Source organism: Methylosinus trichosporium OB3b (genome assembly GCF_002752655.1).
Classification (GTDB): domain Bacteria; phylum Pseudomonadota; class Alphaproteobacteria; order Rhizobiales; family Beijerinckiaceae; genus Methylosinus; species Methylosinus trichosporium.
In genome coordinates, this window is record NZ_CP023737.1 from 273,569 (window position 1) to 289,966 (window position 16,398).

The 16,398-nt window shown below is 65.8% G+C and carries 19 protein-coding genes; 3 read left to right on the plus strand and 16 right to left on the minus strand.

Annotated features, from left to right (window positions below; genetic code table 11):
- Window positions 1-2 precede the first annotated feature (2 nt).
- Both CQW49_RS01335 and CQW49_RS01340 read right to left on the minus strand, forming a co-directional pair.
- Entirely contained in the window at window positions 3-218 is a 216-nt protein-coding gene (locus CQW49_RS01335; protein ID WP_003610821.1) for a DUF1289 domain-containing protein, read from the minus strand.
- Between the two features lie 115 nt (window positions 219-333).
- Window positions 334-537 carry a hypothetical protein gene (locus CQW49_RS01340; protein ID WP_003610819.1) on the minus strand — a complete coding sequence of 68 codons (204 nt, stop codon included), beginning with the start codon at window positions 535-537 and terminating at the stop codon, window positions 334-336.
- Between the two features lie 17 nt (window positions 538-554).
- Here CQW49_RS01340 and CQW49_RS01345 point away from each other — a divergent pair, with 17 nt between their 5' ends.
- Window positions 555-1,079, plus strand: a complete 525-nt coding sequence (locus CQW49_RS01345; RefSeq protein WP_420845614.1) for a DNA-deoxyinosine glycosylase — start codon at window positions 555-557, stop codon at window positions 1,077-1,079.
- 52 nt (window positions 1,080-1,131) lie between these two features.
- Here the strand turns inward: CQW49_RS01345 and CQW49_RS01350 are convergent, their stop codons facing one another.
- The 3 genes from CQW49_RS01350 to tpiA all read right to left on the minus strand — a co-directional run bounded on the left by CQW49_RS01350 (window position 1,132) and on the right by tpiA (window position 4,432).
- The gene (locus tag CQW49_RS01350; protein WP_003610816.1) at window positions 1,132-2,058 is read right to left on the minus strand and encodes a hypothetical protein; all 927 of its coding nucleotides are present in this window, start codon (window positions 2,056-2,058) and stop codon (window positions 1,132-1,134) included.
- A gap of 33 nt (window positions 2,059-2,091) precedes the next feature.
- Window positions 2,092-3,144 (minus strand): hypothetical protein, encoded by a 1,053-nt coding sequence (locus CQW49_RS01355; RefSeq protein WP_003610814.1) that lies wholly within the window; start codon window positions 3,142-3,144, stop codon window positions 2,092-2,094.
- Between the two features lie 535 nt (window positions 3,145-3,679).
- On the minus strand, window positions 3,680-4,432 hold the full coding sequence (tpiA, locus tag CQW49_RS01360; RefSeq protein ID WP_003610812.1) for a triose-phosphate isomerase: 753 nt from the start codon (window positions 4,430-4,432) through the stop codon (window positions 3,680-3,682).
- Window positions 4,433-4,658: 226 nt separating this feature from the next.
- Between tpiA and ndk the strand changes: the two genes are divergently transcribed.
- Entirely contained in the window at window positions 4,659-5,081 is a 423-nt protein-coding gene (gene ndk, locus CQW49_RS01365) for a nucleoside-diphosphate kinase (RefSeq protein ID WP_003610810.1), read from the plus strand.
- A gap of 7 nt (window positions 5,082-5,088) precedes the next feature.
- Here the strand turns inward: ndk and CQW49_RS01370 are convergent, their stop codons facing one another.
- From CQW49_RS01370 to CQW49_RS01420, 11 genes are all read right to left on the minus strand, one after another.
- Complete coding sequence (locus CQW49_RS01370; protein ID WP_003610808.1) at window positions 5,089-5,796, minus strand: glutathione S-transferase family protein; 708 nt, start codon at window positions 5,794-5,796, stop codon at window positions 5,089-5,091.
- 390 nt (window positions 5,797-6,186) lie between these two features.
- Window positions 6,187-6,834, minus strand: coding sequence for a phosphoribosylglycinamide formyltransferase (purN, locus tag CQW49_RS01375; RefSeq protein ID WP_003610806.1), 648 nt, complete (start codon window positions 6,832-6,834; stop codon window positions 6,187-6,189).
- A complete protein-coding gene (purM, locus tag CQW49_RS01380; RefSeq protein ID WP_003610805.1) occupies window positions 6,831-7,889 on the minus strand; it encodes a phosphoribosylformylglycinamidine cyclo-ligase in 1,059 nt (352 codons plus the stop codon). Before purM ends, purN begins: the two co-directional genes overlap by 4 nt.
- Before the next feature lie 186 nt (window positions 7,890-8,075).
- Entirely contained in the window at window positions 8,076-8,444 is a 369-nt protein-coding gene (locus CQW49_RS01385; RefSeq protein WP_003610804.1) for a HesB/IscA family protein, read from the minus strand.
- Between the two features lie 42 nt (window positions 8,445-8,486).
- Window positions 8,487-8,912, minus strand: coding sequence for a VOC family protein (locus tag CQW49_RS01390; protein ID WP_003610803.1), 426 nt, complete (start codon window positions 8,910-8,912; stop codon window positions 8,487-8,489).
- A gap of 14 nt (window positions 8,913-8,926) precedes the next feature.
- Window positions 8,927-9,331, minus strand: coding sequence for an iron-sulfur cluster assembly protein (locus tag CQW49_RS01395; RefSeq protein WP_003610802.1), 405 nt, complete (start codon window positions 9,329-9,331; stop codon window positions 8,927-8,929).
- Between the two features lie 15 nt (window positions 9,332-9,346).
- Window positions 9,347-10,597 (minus strand): cysteine desulfurase, encoded by a 1,251-nt coding sequence (locus tag CQW49_RS01400; RefSeq protein ID WP_003610801.1) that lies wholly within the window; start codon window positions 10,595-10,597, stop codon window positions 9,347-9,349.
- Window positions 10,594-11,898 (minus strand): Fe-S cluster assembly protein SufD, encoded by a 1,305-nt coding sequence (sufD, locus tag CQW49_RS01405; protein ID WP_003610800.1) that lies wholly within the window; start codon window positions 11,896-11,898, stop codon window positions 10,594-10,596. The genes CQW49_RS01400 and sufD overlap by 4 nt, the downstream gene beginning before the upstream one ends.
- Window positions 11,899-11,907: 9 nt before the next feature.
- Window positions 11,908-12,657: a Fe-S cluster assembly ATPase SufC gene (gene sufC, locus CQW49_RS01410; protein ID WP_003610798.1), complete on the minus strand. Its 750-nt coding sequence runs from the start codon at window positions 12,655-12,657 to the stop codon at window positions 11,908-11,910.
- Between the two features lie 140 nt (window positions 12,658-12,797).
- Window positions 12,798-14,267 carry a Fe-S cluster assembly protein SufB gene (gene sufB, locus CQW49_RS01415; RefSeq protein ID WP_003610797.1) on the minus strand — a complete coding sequence of 490 codons (1,470 nt, stop codon included), beginning with the start codon at window positions 14,265-14,267 and terminating at the stop codon, window positions 12,798-12,800.
- Between the two features lie 69 nt (window positions 14,268-14,336).
- Entirely contained in the window at window positions 14,337-15,488 is a 1,152-nt protein-coding gene (locus tag CQW49_RS01420) for a cysteine desulfurase family protein (protein ID WP_003610795.1), read from the minus strand.
- A gap of 232 nt (window positions 15,489-15,720) precedes the next feature.
- Here CQW49_RS01420 and CQW49_RS01425 point away from each other — a divergent pair, with 232 nt between their 5' ends.
- Window positions 15,721-16,395 carry an alpha/beta hydrolase gene (locus CQW49_RS01425; RefSeq protein WP_003610794.1) on the plus strand — a complete coding sequence of 225 codons (675 nt, stop codon included), beginning with the start codon at window positions 15,721-15,723 and terminating at the stop codon, window positions 16,393-16,395.
- The last annotated feature ends 3 nt before the right edge of the window (window positions 16,396-16,398 follow it).

Below are 16,398 nucleotides of genomic sequence, written 5' to 3' on the forward strand. Positions count from 1 at the left end.
TCTCAGCGGCCCGTCTGCTTCGGTCCCGGCGTTTTGGAGGGGACCCAGACGGATGAGAGGCGCGCGCGGCGGCTCGGCAGCTCGGCGAGGATACGCGCGCGCTGCGCCTCGGTGGCGTCGCGCCAGAGGGCGATCTCGCCGGTCGTGCGCGTGCAGCCGACGCAGAGGCCGGCGCGGGGATCGATGCGGCAGACGCCGATGCAGGGACTATCGACCATTTCGCGAGCGTGAGATCATGAGCGCGTCTGTCTTTCGCGCCCTGATGGCGCAAAGCGTGGAATAGAGGAGGCGCCGGGTCATGAAAAGACGAACTCAGGGATGGCCGACAGGAAATTAGCGAATGGCTGTGAGGATGACTCCGACGGCGACGACCATGATCGAGCCGAGCCAAATTTTCAGATCGCGCACGGCGGTCTCGATCTTCGCATCCAATCGAAGCTCGGTCTCCCTCAGATCTCCCTTCCTCGTCAACTCCTGCCGGCCAGCCTCCAGCGTTTCGACGAACTTCAGCGTATCGAAGGGAACAGAGCTGCTCATAGGCTCAACATAGGCTCGTGGAATTGCACGATCAACCGAGCACTTCAAAGGGCTTCCCGCCCGTCGCCGCCGCCGACGCCCGGCTGCTGATCCTCGGCTCTCTGCCGGGACAGGTCTCGCTGGCGCGCGTGCAATATTACGCGCAGCCGCGCAACGCCTTCTGGCCGATCATGGGGCGGCTGTTCGGCGCGGAGCCGGAGCTGCCCTATGAGGAGCGGCTGGCGCGGCTCGTCGCGCGCGGCGTCGCTCTATGGGACGTCTGCGCGGAAGGGCGGAGGCCCGGCAGCCTCGATCAGAAGATCGATTCCGCGAGCGTCGCGCCCAATGACTTTGCCGCTTTCCTCGCCGGCCATGCCCGAGTCGCGCTGATCGCCTTCAACGGCGCGACCGCCGCCGCTCTGTTCCGCCGCAAGGTCGCGGCGAAGCTGTCGTCGCCCGCGCCGCCGACGATCCAGCTGCCTTCGACCAGCCCCGCCCATGCGGCGATGCCCTTCGAGCGCAAGCTCGATCTGTGGCGAGAGGCGCTCCACGCCTTTCTCTGAACGCCAAAAGGCCGTCCCCAGCGCGCCGGGAACGGCCTTTGACTTGGTGAGATCACTTGATCTTCGGCGAGTCCACCGCTTCGGCCTCGGTCGTCGTCTCGTCGGCGAGCTTCACCTTCGCCTGGCTCTCGTCGAGGCGGATCACCTGCGCCTTGCCGCCGAAGGCGCTCTTGGCGGTGGTGGTGACAACCGCCTTGGCCTCGAACTTTCCGTGATGATCGAAGCCGGTGTGAACGATGCGCACCTCGCCGGCGTCCTTCACTTCACCGCCGAAGCTCGCGCCCTGCGCCGCGGCGAGGAAGCCGGAGCGCTGCGACGGAGAAGCGAGCTTCGCCTTCAAGGCCACCGCCTGCTTCACCACCTCCGCCGGGATCGCCGGCCAATAGGAGCCCTGCGTGATGACATTGCCATTCTTGTCGAAGGCGACGAAGGCGTAGGAGTTCTCGACCGGAATCCCATTGAGCTTGCGCTCGAGATGGGTGGTGTAGAAGAGCAGCTTGGACTTGCCGGGCTGCACGCCGGAGGCGATCGGCCCGCCGCCGGCCATCGTGGTGGTGACATGCGTCCCGCCGATCTCCTTGGCCGGCACGCCGGCCTTGGTCAGATATTGCGAGGCGACGGCGTTGTGCTTCACCGGATCGGTCGAGAGCGGCTCCGGCAGCGCCGGCAGCTGGGACAGAGCTTCCGAACGTTGTCCGACGGGCGGCTTCGGAATGGTGGGCGAGGTCGGCACGGCGAGGGTCGCTCCGGTCACCGTGTCCACCATGAACACGCCCTTGTCCCCGACATGACGCTGATAGGGGCCGTTGGTCTCCACCCGGGCGTTGGCGCCGATGTCGAAGCGCGAGGCCGAGGGGGAGAGGGTGAAGGCTGAGCCCGCCTCCACTCCCACCGGCGCCGCCAGGGCGGAGCCATATCCGATCGCCGAAGCGCAGAGGCCGGAGAGAAGAGCGGCCGTCGTGAGCGAATTGAGTTTCATGACACGTTTCCTTTCGTTCTCTTGAGCGTCGGATCAGGGCAGGATGATCGGGTGATTGTTGCAGTCGTAGTTGCAGGTGAAGATCCAGGACATCCATCCGGTCGGGCCATAGGCGTCGTAGCCGGGATTGCGCAGCTGCGCCCAGGTCTCCGTGCGGTTCTGCCATTCCGCCCAGGTCTGCGTCTTCTCTGCAGAGATGGTCACATGGGCGCCGCAGCCGACGATGCCGTGATTGCCGCCGCCGAAGGCGCAGCCGGAGCCGCCGGTGACCGAGTTGATAGAGCCCGTCCAGGAATAGCCGACGGAGGAGTTCGGATTGGCGACATAGCGATCGGCGAAGGCGCGGCCACGGCCGGAGACGTCGGCTGTATCGCTGCCCTGACGCGTCGGCATGATCGAGGCGATGCTGGAGATGCCGGCGAAGGCGTTCCAGAATTCCGCTACGTAGAGATCGGGCGTGATGCCGCAGCTGTTGTCGATGACGGCGAGATTAATGCCGCCATTGGTGCCGGCGCCGGCCCAATTCGCAGGGCTGGAGGTCGTGCTCTCGCCCCAGCGCACCTGTCCGCTCGAGTAATCGACGCCCTGGCAGGATTTTCCGGTCTTGTCGACGATGATCTGCCGCGGCCGCGAATACATGCAGCGGCCGGACAGCCCCGCGCTTCCGTCGGTGTGACGCACGCAGCGCTTCTGCAGCCCCGCTATGGTCGGGCAGCCCGCCGTCGTCGTGCAGCTCGTCGTCGTCTGATCATTGCAGGTGCCATGGCCGCTGAAATAAGCGATGGCGTCGCCCGGGCGATCGAAGTTGTAGGTGTCGGCGCCCCCGGCGACCTTCTGCGGGTCGGTGAAATCGGTCGGATAGACGAGACCATCCGTATAACGCACGCCCGCCGTATAGCCGGAGATCGAGAGCATGCGGTTGCGGAAGCCGTCGACATTGGCCTTGTTCTGCGACAGCGCGCCGCAGGAATAATTATCGACCGCTTCGATGGTGATGCCGGTGTCGGCGGCGAAAGCCGGCGCAAATCCGGAGAGCAGGCCGACAGCTCCTGTCAGCATGCCGAAAGCGAATTGTCTGAAGCCCATGACGTGTCTCCAACGGTGTTCCCTCGACCGAGGGAAGAAAAATGAATTGCCCATGCTCTGAGGCGGCTCGTCCGCGATCGCGCAGGAGCGTCGAAGATGTCGGCTACTGTCGGAAAAACGTTTGCTTGCTTTGCGCGTTTTCCGAGGGAGGAGCGTTTCCCTTTCGACCCGTGCAATCTCGCCCGAATTCGCAGGCGACGCTGTGCGCTGGCGCATGTTTCATCGTCTCGTGATGGATGACGCGCGAGACGACGCAATGGCGGGCGCTCGGTGCGAGCCGCGGCGCGCGCCGGTGATGAAGCAAGCAGAATCCGCAGGAAGATCTCGCGCCGGCAGGCGCTTCTCACCCATCACAACATGCGGCGATGCGCGATCGACGGGTCGTGACGACGTCGTCGGAGCTGTGCGCGGGCGCACACGAGAGCGAGCCTGAAGGCTCGCGGTCCAAGGGGCGCGCTGTGGACCGCGAGCCTTCAGGCTCGCTCAATCGACAATATCTTCCGAATGAATCGCGCGGCGCAAGCGCGCTTTTCTCTCACAGCGCGGCTTCGGCGATCGCGAGAAAATCCTTCGCGGTCAGCGAGGCGCCGCCGACCAGCGCGCCATCGACATGCGGCGCATGCAACAGTTCCCGCGCATTGGACGGCTTCACCGAGCCGCCATAGAGAATGCGCGTCGGCGCGCTCGCGCCGACGAGAGCGTCGAGACGCGCGCGGATCGCGGCGTGCATCGACGTCACGTCATTCGTCGTCGGCGTCAGTCCCGTGCCGATCGCCCATATGGGCTCATAGGCGACGACGAGCCGCTCGGCTGCGATCGGCGCCGGGAGCGAACCGGCGAGCTGCCGCTCGACGATCTCGATGGCGCGGCCCGCGTCGCGTTCGGCGCGCGTCTCGCCGACACAGACGATCGGCGTCAGGCCGGCGCGTAGCGCAGCGCTCGCTTTGGCGCGCACCAGCGCGTCGCTCTCGCCATGTTCGGCGCGCCGCTCGCTATGGCCGACGATCACGTAAGAAGCGCCGGCGTCGGCCAGCATTTCAGCGGAGAGATCGCCGGTATGCGCGCCCGACGCCTGCGCATCGCAATCCTGTCCGCCGATCCCGAGGTTGAAGCGCGCGGCGATCGCGGCGGCGGCGGCCAGCAGCGTCGCTGGCGGGCACACGACTAGCTCCACGCTTGCGCCGAGGGCGGCATAGCCGGCTCCGATCGCCTCGATCTCCGCGAGCGACGCCGTGAGCCCGTGCATTTTCCAGTTTCCAGCGACGAGCGGACGCGGACCAGAGGTCATGACGAGCCTTTCCTTTAAAGAAATGGACGCGAGAGCGAGGCCATATCAGCGGCCTTGCGCTTCCGCAATTCGCGCGGGCGGGGGAAGGTTCCGCGCGCGCGATCGGCAGGCGCGGGCCGCGCCGCGCAGACAATTCGCGAGAGGGCGGGTTGCCGCGTCCCCGGCCGCTCGCTATAAGCGCCGCGCTTCTTCCATTTCGACCTCGAACCGACGAGACGACGCGCTCATGGCGATCGAACGCACATTCTCCATCATCAAGCCGGACGCCACCAAGCGGAACCTGACCGGCAAGATCAACGCGCTCATCGAGGACGCGGGTCTGCGCATCGTCGCGCAGAAGCGCATCCGCATGACGCGCGAGCAGGCCGAGACCTTCTATGGCGTCCATAAGGAGCGGCCCTTCTTCGGCGAGCTGATCGAGAGCATCACCTCCGGTCCGGTGGTCGTGCAGGTTCTCGAGGGCGAAGGCGCGATCTTGAAATATCGCACCGTCATGGGCGCGACCAATCCGGCGAGCGCCGATCCGGGTACGATCCGCAAGGAATTCGCCGTGTCGATCGGCGAGAATTCGGTGCATGGCTCCGACGCGCCGGAGACCGCGGCGATCGAGATCCCGCAGTTCTTCTCCGGCAACGAGATCGTCGGCTGATCGGCGCTTACGCCAAAAATTTCGGGAAATAGGCCGAGAGCATACGGTCGCGATAGGCGACGAGATTGGCGTTCGCGAGAGCCGCCGCGCGCAGCGGCGAATCGAGGTCCGGAGACAGGCTCTCCGCGACGAAGGCGAAGGCCGTCGCATCCGCGCCGCTGGGCTTGTCGCCGAAAAGAAAGCGCTTGTCGCCGAGCAGGGTGGCGAGCGCGTCCATATCACGCCGGGCGAGCTCGGCGATCTCGTCAGCCGAGTGCCGGCCCATTCCATGGGCCTTCATGCTGGCGCCGATCTTTCGGCGGACGAGCGACCTCACCAGAGGTCGGAACGGCGCGGGAACTGTGGCGAAGAACAGCGCCGCGCTCCTGGCGAAATTGGCGTCGTCGATCCAGCGCATGTGGGCCAGCGCCCAATAATAATGGTCCTCCAGCATCTTCTCGACCGCCCAGCCCGTCGAGCGCTGCTCGGACGACAGACCTTCGTCGAAATCGAAGCTGTATTTTCGCTCGATGTGGAAGCGAATGAAGGTCGAATCGGCGATGATGGCCCCCTCGTCGTCGATATAGGGAAGCTTCCCCTTGGGAGCGCGCATATAGCCGCTATGATCCTCGACATAGCGGAGCCCTGCGATTTCGAGCAGGGTCATGGCCTTGAGCACGAACGGGCTCGCGTCGGGAAGACCGAAGAACGGGCCGAATGAATAAAGCGTGATCATGGAAAATCGTCCTCGACGGCGAGCTTCCATCGATACCAGAACAAAAAAAACGGAACTGCAAGTCCCCGCTCGGCGCGCGCGCCGGGAGAATTTAGAACAGTCCGCGGCGGCTTCGAACAGCTCGAATTGGCCGAAGCGATGCTCTATGCTGGCGGCTCGCGACCCGAGACGAGGATCGATGTCGATCAGCGGAAACAGAGCCTGGCGCTGGATCGGCCTTGCGGCGCTCGCAGCGCTATTGCTGGCGGCGCCGTCCGACGGAGCGCTCGACCTCGCCAAGGCTCTGGCTCTCGGCGTCTATTTCCTCGCCTTTGTCGCGCGCAGCCCATGCCGCAGCGGGGCCGCTTATCCGTTCGCTCACGGATTCCGGTCGAACGTCTGCTCGGTCGCTCAGTCGCAGGCGGGGACGGCGAGCGCCGCAGCCGCGCCCGAAGCCGCCCCCAGCACACGATTGCCCTCGACCCTGAGCGCGCCCGCAGCGACGAGCCGCAGCGCGCGCGGATAGATGAGATGCTCCTGCTCCAGAACGCGGGCGGCGAGCGTTTCCTCTGTGTCCCTGTCGAGCACCGGAACGGCGGCCTGGGCGACGATCGGCCCTTCGTCCATCTCGGGCACGACGAAATGCACGGTGCAGCCATGGATCTTCACCCCGTCCGCCAGCGCGCGGCGATGCGTGTGCAGGCCGCGATACGATGGCAGCAGGGCAGGGTGGATATTGAGCATGCGCCCGCGCCATTGCTCGACGAACCAGGGCGTCAACAGCCGCATGAAGCCGGCGAGGCACAGGAGCTCGATGCGATGAGCGGCGAGCACGATCTGCAGCGAGCGCTCGAACTCCTCGCGTCCCGCATAGATCTTGTGGTCCACCGCGGCGACGGCGATTCCCAGCGACTTGGCGCGCGCGAGGCCGGCGGCCTCCGGCCGGTTGGACGCGACGAGCGCGATCTCGGCGGGAAACTCGGGCGTGCTGGCGGCGGCGATCAGCGCGTCCATATTGGAGCCGCGGCCCGAGATCAGAATCGCCGTGCGCCGCCTCATAGGGCGAGCGCCCCGCGCATCTCGACGCGGGGGCCGTCGCCCGTCTCGACGATCTCGCCGATCACGACCGGCGCCTCGCCCGCTGCGCGCAGCGCGGCGATCGCGTCATCGGCGCCGGCGCGCGCGGCGACGACCACCATGCCGACGCCGCAGTTGAAGGTGCGCAGCATCTCCGCCTGAGCGACGTTTCCCTGCGCGGCGAGCCAGGAGAAGACGGGCGGGACCGGGAAGGCCGACAAATCGAGCGCCGCGCCGAGGCCCTTGGGCAGCACGCGCGGCAGATTGTCGGGAAAGCCGCCGCCGGTGATATGCGCCAGCGCCAGAATCGCCTCGCTGGCCTTCAGCGCCGCGAGCAGGGGCTTCACATAGATGCGCGTCGGCGTGAGCAGAGCGCGAGCGAGGCTCTCGCCGGGCGCGAAGGGCGCGAGCGCATCGAAAGTGAGGCCCGAGAGCGCGACGATGCGGCGAATCAGCGAGAAGCCGTTGGAATGGGCGCCGGAAGAGAGCAGGCCGAGCAAAATATCGCCCGCCTTCACGCTGCGCGGCAGCAGGCGGGAACGTTCCGCCGCGCCGACGGCGAAACCGGCGAGATCATAATCGTTATTCGCATAGAGGCCCGGCATCTCCGCCGTCTCGCCGCCGAGCAGCGCGCAGCCGGCCTCCACGCATCCCGCGGCAATGCCTGAGACGACCGCGGCCGCAGCTTCTGGCGTGAGCTTGCCGGTCGCGTAGTAATCGAGAAAGAAGAGCGGCTCTGCGCCCTGCACCACGAGATCGTTGACGCACATGGCGACGAGATCGATCCCGATCGTGTCGTGAAGGCCGGAGTCGATCGCGATCTTGATCTTGGTGCCGACGCCGTCATTGGCGGCGACCAGCACCGGATCGGAAAAGCCAGCGGCTTTGAGGTCGAAGACGCCGCCGAAGCCGCCGATCTCGCCATCGGCCCCCGGCCGGCGCGTGGAACGGACGGCGGGACGAATGAGGTCCACGAGACGATTGCCGGCGTCGATATCGACGCCCGCCTGCGCATAAGTGAGGCCCTTTTCCGCCATTCCCGGTCCCGCGATGATTTCGAGCCAGCGGCCTAACGCCTAACGGGCGCCGGCGCAATCGGTTTCGCGGGAAAGGCTCGACGCCCTCCCATTGGGAGGGCGTCATTGCGAGCGAAGCGAAGCCATCCAGGAGCCGCCCCACGACTGAAGGATTCTTCGTCGCTGCGCTCCTCGCAATGGCAGCTGTCAGCTGTGCGCGTGCTTCTCGGTCTCGCCGCCCTCGGCCGGATGCAGCTCCACGCTCTCGCCGCAGCCGCAGGCCGAGGTCTGATTGGGATTCTGGAACACGAAGCTCGACGAGAACATCGACGTCTCGACGTCCATGCGCGTTCCGAGCAGATAGAGCACCGCGGCGCCGTCGACGATGACGCGCGCGCCCTTCTCCTCGATCACCTCGTCGCCGGGCGCGGGCGCGGCCAGCTCCATCTTATAGGCCATTCCGGCGCAGCCGCTCTTTTCGAGCGAGATGCGCAGCCCGGCGCTGGGGTTCTCGTGCCCGGCGAGCAGGCCGCGCACGCGTTCGGCGGCGGCGTCGCTGAGGGTCATGACCGTCATCGTTCCTCTCCTTGAGTCCTTCGTCCGCAGCGCGTCGCGCGCTCAATAATTCGCCCAGAGGCCCGGCGAGGCGATCTCGACGAGATTGCCGTCGGGATCGCGAAAATAGAGGCTGCGCCCACCGCGCGGCCATTGCATCCGAGCCTCGATCGCAACCCCCTCCGCCTGCAGCCGCCGTTCCCAGGGCTCGATGTCCTCGTCCGGTGCTGCGAGCGCGAAATGCAGCTTGCCGCAACCGTCGTGCGGAGGAATCTCGCCGCCCGGCAATCTCACCGTCTCCAGGGTCGCGCCGCGCAGGAACAGCAATAGCACGCTGCGCGGGCCACAATCGAAGGCGACGAGCCTCTCGTCGGAATACATCGGCGAGAGGCCGAGTGTCTTCTCGTAGAAACCGGCCGCTCGCGCCAGATCGTCGACATAGATCGCCGTCTCGAGACAGCCGTCGATTCTCGGGCTCGGAGCGGGCATCGGCTCCTCCGGCGTCAAAACATGTCGAGCGTCACGCGCGCTTCGTCCGACATGCGGCTCTGATCCCACGGCGGCTCGAAGACGAGCTTCACCACCACCGCCAGCACGCCCGGCACGAGGCTCACCGCGCTCTGCACCTGTTCGACGATCTGGCCGGCGACCGGACAGCCCGGCGCCGTCAGCGTCATCTCGATATGGACCACCTCTTCCGGCGAGATGTCGATCTGGTAGATCAGCCCCAGCTCGAAAATATCCGCCGGAATTTCCGGGTCCTGCACGGTCTTCAGCGCAGCAATGATGTTTTGCGTCAGCTGCTCGACCTGCTCCTTGGTGCGGCCATGGGGCAGGAGGGCTTCCGCCGAGGGGCCGGTATCGCCGACGACTTCCTGCGGCTCCACCGCGTCATCCGTCTTGGTCACGCTCGTCGCTCCTTCTTAGGAAAACAGCGCCTTCGCTTTCAGCAGCGCTTCCGCCAAGCGGTCCACCTCGCCGCGCGTATTATACATGGCGAACGAAGCGCGGCAGGTGGAGGTGACGTTGAAACGCTGCAGCAGCGGCATGGCGCAATGGGTTCCGGCGCGCACTGCGACGCCGGAGCGGTCGATGATGGTCGCAATGTCGTGGGCGTGCGCCTCCGGCATGTCGAATGCGACGATCGGACCCTTGTCCTTGGCGTGGCCGAAGATGCGCAGCCCCGGCACATCGGCGAGGCGTTCATGCGCATAGGCGGTCACATCGGCCTCATGGGCGCGGATCGCCGCGCGGCCGATCTTCTGCATATAGTCGAGCGCCGCGCCGAGGCCGGCCGCCTGAACGATCGGCGGCGTGCCCGCCTCGAAGCGATGCGGCGGGGTGTTATAGGTGACGTAATCGCGAGTCACCGTCTCGATCATCTCGCCGCCGCCGGCGAAGGGCGGCAGACTCTCCAGCCATTGCTTTTTGCCATAGACCGCGCCGATGCCGGTCGGTCCATAGAGCTTGTGGCCGGTGACGATGTAGAAATCGACGTCCAGCGCGCGCACGTCGACGTCGAGATGCACGGCGCCTTGCGAGCCGTCGACCAGCACCGGCACGCCATGGGCGTGGGCGATGCGCACGACATCGGCGATCGGCGTCGGCGCCGCCAGCACATTGGACATATGCGTGAGCGCGACGATCTTGGTCTTCGGCGTGATCAGCTTCTCGAAATCCTCGAGCGAGAACACGCCGTCATCGTCGGTGTCGATCCATTTCAGCACCGCGCCCTTGCGCTCGCGCAGGAAATGCCAGGGCACGATGTTGGAGTGATGCTCCATGATCGAGAGGATGATCTCGTCGCCCTCGCCGATATGGGCGAGGCCAAAGGACGAGGCGACGAGATTGATCGCCTCCGTCGCGCCGCGCGTGAAGATGATCTCCTCGCGCGACTCGGCGTTGAGGAAGCGGCGCAGGGTCTCGCGCGCGCCCTCATAGGCGTCGGTCGCCGCATTGGCGAGATAATGCAGGCCACGATGCACATTGGCGTATTCGTGCTCGTAGACCTTTGAGATGCGCTCGATCACCTGTTTCGGCTTCTGCGCCGAGGCCGCATTGTCGAGATAGACGAGGTCCTTGCCGTAGGGCTTTTCGGCGAGGATCGGAAAATCGCGACGGATCGCCTCGACATCATAGGCCGCGGTCGCTTCCTTCAAGAGCGGCTGGTTCACTTGCCCGCCTCCCGTCTGCCGAGCCAGGAGCGAATGCGCGCGAAATAGGCCTCGCGCGTCGCCTCCTCGGAGACCGCATCGACGATCTCGCCGGCGAAGCCTTCGATCAGCAGCGCCTCGGCCTCGCGCTTGGGAAGGCCGCGCGCCTCGAGATAGAACAGCTGGTCGGCGTTGAGCCGGCCACAAGTGGCGCCATGGCCGCAGACGACGTCGTCGGCGAAGATCTCGAGCTCCGGCTTGTTGTTCATCGTCGCGTTCTCGCTGAGGAGAAGCGCGCGCGACTGCATCGAGCCATCGGTCTTCTGCGCGCCGGGACGCACGACGACCTTGCCCTGGAACACGCCGGTCGACTGTCCGTCGAGCACATTGCGGAAACGCTCGCGGCTCTGGCAATGCGCCGCCGCATGCTCGACGACGAGCGTCGTGTCCGCGTGATCCTTGCCGCCGAGCAGAGCGACGCCATCGAGCGAGAGGCTCGCTTCTTCGCCGGCGAGGCGCGCGAAGATCTGGCGCCGCACGAGACCGCCGCCTTCGATGTAGCCGAGAGATTTGAACGAGGCCTTGGTCTGCGCGGTCACCATCAGGCTGAACAGGCGGATCGCCGCTTCGGATTGCGGGCCGATGTCGGAGATATGCTCGACCTCGGCGCCGGCGCCGATCGAGAAGGCGAGCACATGGTTCTCCTGCGCGCCGGAGGGAGCGAGCGCGAGCGAGGTCTCGATGATCTTGGCCTTGGCGCCGTCGCCGACGATGACGAGAGAGCGCGTGAACGCGGAGCGCGCCGTGTCGCCGGACGAGAGCAGCAGAATCTCGATCGTCTTCGCCACCTCGATCGCCGGCGCGATGCGCAGCACCACGCCGTCCTGCATCAGCGCGGCGTTGAGCGCGACGATGGCGTCGGCGCCGGCGTTCTCGGGCAGGCCGAGCGCCGCGAGAACCGCGGCGTCGTCCTTGGCCAGCGCATCGGCGAGCGACACGAACTCGACGCCGGCCGGCAGCGCGGCGACATTGGAGAGATCGGGACGGAACGCGCCGTCGGCGACGACGAGGCGCACCCGCCCTTCCGCCGCCGCGGGAACGGCGACCGTTTCCGGCGCGCCGAGCGGCGCCACTGCGCGCAGCGCCGCGCGCAGATCGGTGTAATGCCAAGCCTCGACGCGTCGCGTCGGCAGGCCTTTGCGCGCGAAGAACTCCCAGGAGGCCTGGCGCAGCGCCGGGGCGCCCTTGCTCTTCATCGCCTCGAAGGCGCCAGCGAGCGCCGTCTCGGCTTCGCTCTTCTTGTCGATCGCCTGCACGGTCATGATCTCACCTCACGCCGCTTCGCCGACATAATCGCGATAGCCGCTCTTCTCGAGCTCGAGCGCGAGCTCCGGCCCGCCGGTCTTCTGAATTTTGCCCTTGGCCATCACATGCACAGTGTCCGGCTTGATGTAGTCGAGCAGGCGCTGATAGTGGGTGATGACGAGGAAGCCGCGGCTCGGCGAACGCAGGGCGTTGACGCCCTCGGAGACGATGCGCAGCGCGTCGATGTCGAGGCCGGAGTCGGTCTCGTCGAGAATGCCGAACTTCGGCTCCAGCAGGCTCATCTGCAGAATGTCCATGCGCTTCTTCTCGCCGCCGGAGAAGCCGACGTTGAGCGGACGCTTCAGCATGTCCATATTGATGCCGAGCTTGCTCGACGCCTCGCGCACCATCTTCATGAAGTCCGGCGTCTGCAGCTCCTCCTCGCCGCGCGAGCGGCGCTGCGCGTTCACCGCGGCCTTGAGGAAGGTCATCGTCGCGACGCCCGGAATCTCGACCGGATATTGGAAGGCGAGAAACACGCCCTTGGCGGCGCGCTCATGCGGCTCGAGACCGAGAATATTCTCGCCGTCGAGCAGCACCTCGCCCTCGGTCACGTCATAGCCTTCGCGTCCCGAGATCACATAGGAGAGCGTCGATTTGCCGGTGCCGTTCGGACCCATGATGGCGGCGACCTCGCCGTCCTTCACCGTGAGGTTCAGCCCGTCGAGGATTTTGCGTTCTCCGATGGAGACGTGGAGATTCTTGATTTCGATCATGGTCTCGTCCTGTTGGCTGTTGGCTGTCGTGAGCGACGCGTTGCAATCTCGGGGCCGCGTCTTTCGAGGGCCTTTCGCCGCTCGCTGCCTTGCAAAGAGGCGCTGTGAAAACGCCGAGCGCCTCTTTGCTTATCGATATGTCAGCCGACGCTGCCTTCGAGGCTCACTGCGATCAGCTTCTGCGCTTCCACTGCGAATTCCATGGGCAGCTTCTGCAGCACGTCGCGCACGAAACCATTGACGATCAGCGCCGTCGCTTCCTCTTCCGAGAGGCCGCGCTGCATGCAGTAGAACAGCTGATCCTCGGAGATCTTCGACGTCGTCGCCTCATGCTCGAACACGGCGGACGCGTTCTTCGACTCGAGATAGGGCACGGTGTGCGCGCCGCATTTGTCGCCGATGAGCAGGCTGTCGCAGTTGGTGAAATTGCGCGCGCCTTCCGCCTTGCGATGCGCCGACACCTGACCGCGATAGGTGTTCTGCGAATTGCCGGCGGAAATGCCCTTGGAGATGATGCGGCTCTTCGTGTTCTTGCCGAGGTGGATCATCTTCGTGCCGCTGTCGACCTGCTGATAGCCGTTCGACACCGCGATCGAATAGAACTCGCCTTGCGAATTGTCGCCGCGCAGGATGCAGGACGGATATTTCCACGTCACCGCGGAGCCCGTCTCCACCTGCGTCCAGGAGATGTGCGAGTTCTTGCCGCGGCAATCGCCGCGCTTCGTCACGAAATTATAGATGCCGCCCTTGCCCTCGCTGTCGCCGGGATACCAGTTCTGCACCGTCGAATATTTGATCTCCGCGTCGTCGAGCGCGACGAGCTCGACCACTGCGGCATGCAGCTGGTTCTCGTCGCGCTTGGGGGCCGTGCAGCCTTCGAGATAGCTGACGTAGGAGCCGGCGTCGGCGATGATCAGCGTGCGCTCGAACTGTCCCGTATTCTTTTCGTTGATGCGGAAATAGGTCGAGAGCTCCATCGGGCAGCGCACGCCCGGCGGGATGTAGACGAAGGACCCGTCCGAGAACACGGCCGAGTTCAGCGTCGCGTAGAAATTATCGGTCACCGGTACGACCGAGCCGAGATATTTGCGCACGAGCTCGGGATGCTCGCGCACCGCTTCCGAGATCGGGCAGAAGATCACGCCGGCCTTCGACAGCTCCTCGCGGAACGTCGTCGCCACCGAGACCGAGTCGAACACCGCGTCGACCGCGATCTTGCGCTGCTCGACGCCGGCGAGCGCTTCCTGCTCGCGCAGCGGAATGCCGAGCTTCTCATAGGTGCGCAGCAGCTCCGGATCGACCTCGTCCAGCGATTTCGGGCCGGGCGTCGATTTCGGCGCGGAATAATAATAGAGGTCCTGATAGTCGATCGCCGGATAGTCGACGCGAGCCCATTTGGGCTCCTCCATCGTCAGCCAGCGGCGATAGGCCTCGAGGCGCCATTCGGTCAGCCATTCGGGCTCGTTCTTCTTCGCCGAAATGAAGCGGACGATGTCCTCGCTGAGGCCCTTCGGAGCCTTTTCCGATTCGATATCGGTCGTGAAGCCGTATTTATACGCGTCGACGTCGATTTCCTCGACGCGCGCCACCGTCTCCTGGCGAGCCGCCATTTGTCCTCTCCTCGTCTCGACGGGTTCAAGGCCCGTCGGCCGAATTACGGGCCTTCCGGGGCGGCCTGTTCAGGCGGCCGTCCGCCGCGCCCTGATCCTCTTCGCCACCCGTGCAAAAGCGATACCAAACAATTCTACATGCTCCTGCGTCGTTGACCAACCGAGACTCGCCCGCACCGCTTCCGTTTCCTCGAGCCCCATGGCGGCGAGCACATGGGAGCGCCGCACCTTGCCCGAGGAGCAGGCGGAGCCGGTGGAGAGGGCGATGCCCTCCATGTCGAGCGCCATCAGCAGCGTATGCGCTTTTCCGCCCGTCGTCTGGAAGGCGGAAGTGTTGGGCAGACGCGGAGCGGCGGCGCTCAAAAACACCGATTCAGGCCAGCTTTCCTTAACTTTTTCCTCCAGCAGCCCGCGCAGCCGCCCGAGCCTTTCGGCTTCCCCGGCCATGGTCTCTCTCGCGACTGCGAAAGCGGCCGCGAAACCGAGGATCGCGGGGAGGTTTTCGGTGCCGGCGCGGCGGCCGCCCTCCTGTCCTCCGCCGCGGAGCAGCGCCTCCTTGATATGGAGAGACTCGTCGGAGAACGCCAGGGCGCCGGCGCCCGCCGGCCCCCCGAGCTTATGTGAGGAAAAGAACAATGCATCGGCCCCGGTCGCGGCGAATGTCGTCTCGATCCGTCCGACCGCCTGGGTCGCGTCGCAGATCATGAGCCCGCCCGCGGCATGGACCAGCTCGGCCGCGGCCCGCGTCGGCTGCACGGCTCCGGTCTCATTATTGGCCGCCTGCAGGGCGAGAAGGATGCGGCGGTTTTTGTTGCATTGCAGCAAACCCGACAGCGCCTCGAGCGAGAGCGTTCCGTCCGGGGTCAGCGGAACACTTTCCACTTTGTCTCGCTGAAAGCGGTGTCCCTGCAGCACGGCGGCGTGCTCGCCAGCGCCCGCCAGCAGGAGATCGAGAGGGGCGTCGTCGCGGCTGCGTTGTAAGAAAGGCGTCAAAATCAGATTGGCGGCCTCGGTCGCGCCAGAGGTGAAGACGAGATTTTTCGCGGATGTCCCGATCCCGGCGGCGATCTGAGCTCGCGCCGTCTCGACCGCCGATCGCGCGGCGCGGCCTTCGGCATGGACGGAAGAGGGATTGCCGACCGCCTCCATCGCCGCGAGCATGGCCGTGCGCGCTTGCGGCCGTAGCGGCGTCGTGGCGTTATGGTCGAGATAGGCGCGCATCGATCTTCGGGACGGTTCCGGCTTTCGCGCCGGGAACTTCAAAACTCTTGCCTATCGCCCCGGCGTACATGCTAGAAGGCCCACTCGGCCGGACAGGCCGCGGGAGCCCGGGCGCAGCGAAGCGCTGAGCCCCGCCGGGATTGGCCCGTCCGGATCATAACGCATTTTCGGCGCCGGTGGAAACCGCCTCGGCTGAAATCAGCGTTCTGGCGTCGGCACGACGAGGAGTTCCATGCCCGAAGTCATTTTCACCGGTCCAGCGGGCCGGCTCGAAGGCCGCTTCCATCAGTCGGCCCAGCGCGGCGCGCCGATCGCCATCGTGCTGCATCCGCATCCGCAATTCGGCGGCACGATGAACAATCAGATCGTCTATCACCTCTATTACGCTTTCGCCGAGCGCGGCTTCTCGGTGCTCCGCTTCAATTTCCGCGGCGTCGGCCGTAGCCAGGGGGCCTTCGATCACGGCGCCGGCGAATTGTCGGACGCGGCGGCGGCGCTCGATTGGGCCCAGGCCGTCAATCCGGAAGCGCGCGCCTGCTGGATCGCCGGCGTGTCCTTCGGCTCCTGGATCGGCATGCAATTGCTGATGCGCCGGCCCGAGATCGAGGGCTTCGTCTCCATCGCGCCGCCGGCCAATCGCTTCGATTTCACCTTCCTCGCGCCGTGCCCGTCTTCCGGCCTCTTCATCCACGGCGATCTCGACCGCGTCGCGCCGCTGAAGGAGGTGACCGGCCTCATCGAGAAGCTCAAGACGCAGAAGGGCATCGTCATCGAGCATGCGGTGGTGCAGGGAGCCAATCATTTCTTCGAGAACCGCATCGAGCCGCTGATCGCGGAGGTCGACGCCTATCTCGACCGCAGGCTCGGCAATCCGCCGCGCATCGCCATTCCAGCGCGGGGGGACTGACAG

Excerpts from the sequence above, each read along its gene's own strand:
- CQW49_RS01370 (WP_003610808.1), bottom strand. The coding sequence starts at position 5,796 with ATGATCACGCTTTATTCATTCGGCCCGTTCTTCGGTCTTCCCGACGCG.
- sufD (WP_003610800.1), bottom strand. The coding sequence starts at position 11,898 with ATGACCGTGCAGGCGATCGACAAGAAGAGCGAAGCCGAGACGGCGCTC.
- sufB (WP_003610797.1), bottom strand. The coding sequence starts at position 14,267 with ATGGCGGCTCGCCAGGAGACGGTGGCGCGCGTCGAGGAAATCGACGTC.
- tpiA (WP_003610812.1), bottom strand. The coding sequence starts at position 4,432 with ATGACCTCTGGTCCGCGTCCGCTCGTCGCTGGAAACTGGAAAATGCAC.
- CQW49_RS01390 (WP_003610803.1), bottom strand. The coding sequence starts at position 8,912 with ATGCCCGCTCCGAGCCCGAGAATCGACGGCTGTCTCGAGACGGCGATC.
- CQW49_RS01355 (WP_003610814.1), bottom strand. The coding sequence starts at position 3,144 with ATGGGCTTCAGACAATTCGCTTTCGGCATGCTGACAGGAGCTGTCGGC.
- CQW49_RS01420 (WP_003610795.1), bottom strand. The coding sequence starts at position 15,488 with ATGCGCGCCTATCTCGACCATAACGCCACGACGCCGCTACGGCCGCAA.
- purN (WP_003610806.1), bottom strand. The coding sequence starts at position 6,834 with ATGAGGCGGCGCACGGCGATTCTGATCTCGGGCCGCGGCTCCAATATG.
- CQW49_RS01340 (WP_003610819.1), bottom strand. The coding sequence starts at position 537 with ATGAGCAGCTCTGTTCCCTTCGATACGCTGAAGTTCGTCGAAACGCTG.
- CQW49_RS01335 (WP_003610821.1), bottom strand. The coding sequence starts at position 218 with ATGGTCGATAGTCCCTGCATCGGCGTCTGCCGCATCGATCCCCGCGCC.
- CQW49_RS01425 (WP_003610794.1), top strand. The coding sequence starts at position 15,721 with ATGCCCGAAGTCATTTTCACCGGTCCAGCGGGCCGGCTCGAAGGCCGC.
- purM (WP_003610805.1), bottom strand. The coding sequence starts at position 7,889 with ATGGCGGAAAAGGGCCTCACTTATGCGCAGGCGGGCGTCGATATCGAC.
- ndk (WP_003610810.1), top strand. The coding sequence starts at position 4,659 with ATGGCGATCGAACGCACATTCTCCATCATCAAGCCGGACGCCACCAAG.
- CQW49_RS01350 (WP_003610816.1), bottom strand. The coding sequence starts at position 2,058 with ATGAAACTCAATTCGCTCACGACGGCCGCTCTTCTCTCCGGCCTCTGC.
- sufC (WP_003610798.1), bottom strand. The coding sequence starts at position 12,657 with ATGATCGAAATCAAGAATCTCCACGTCTCCATCGGAGAACGCAAAATC.
- CQW49_RS01385 (WP_003610804.1), bottom strand. The coding sequence starts at position 8,444 with ATGACGGTCATGACCCTCAGCGACGCCGCCGCCGAACGCGTGCGCGGC.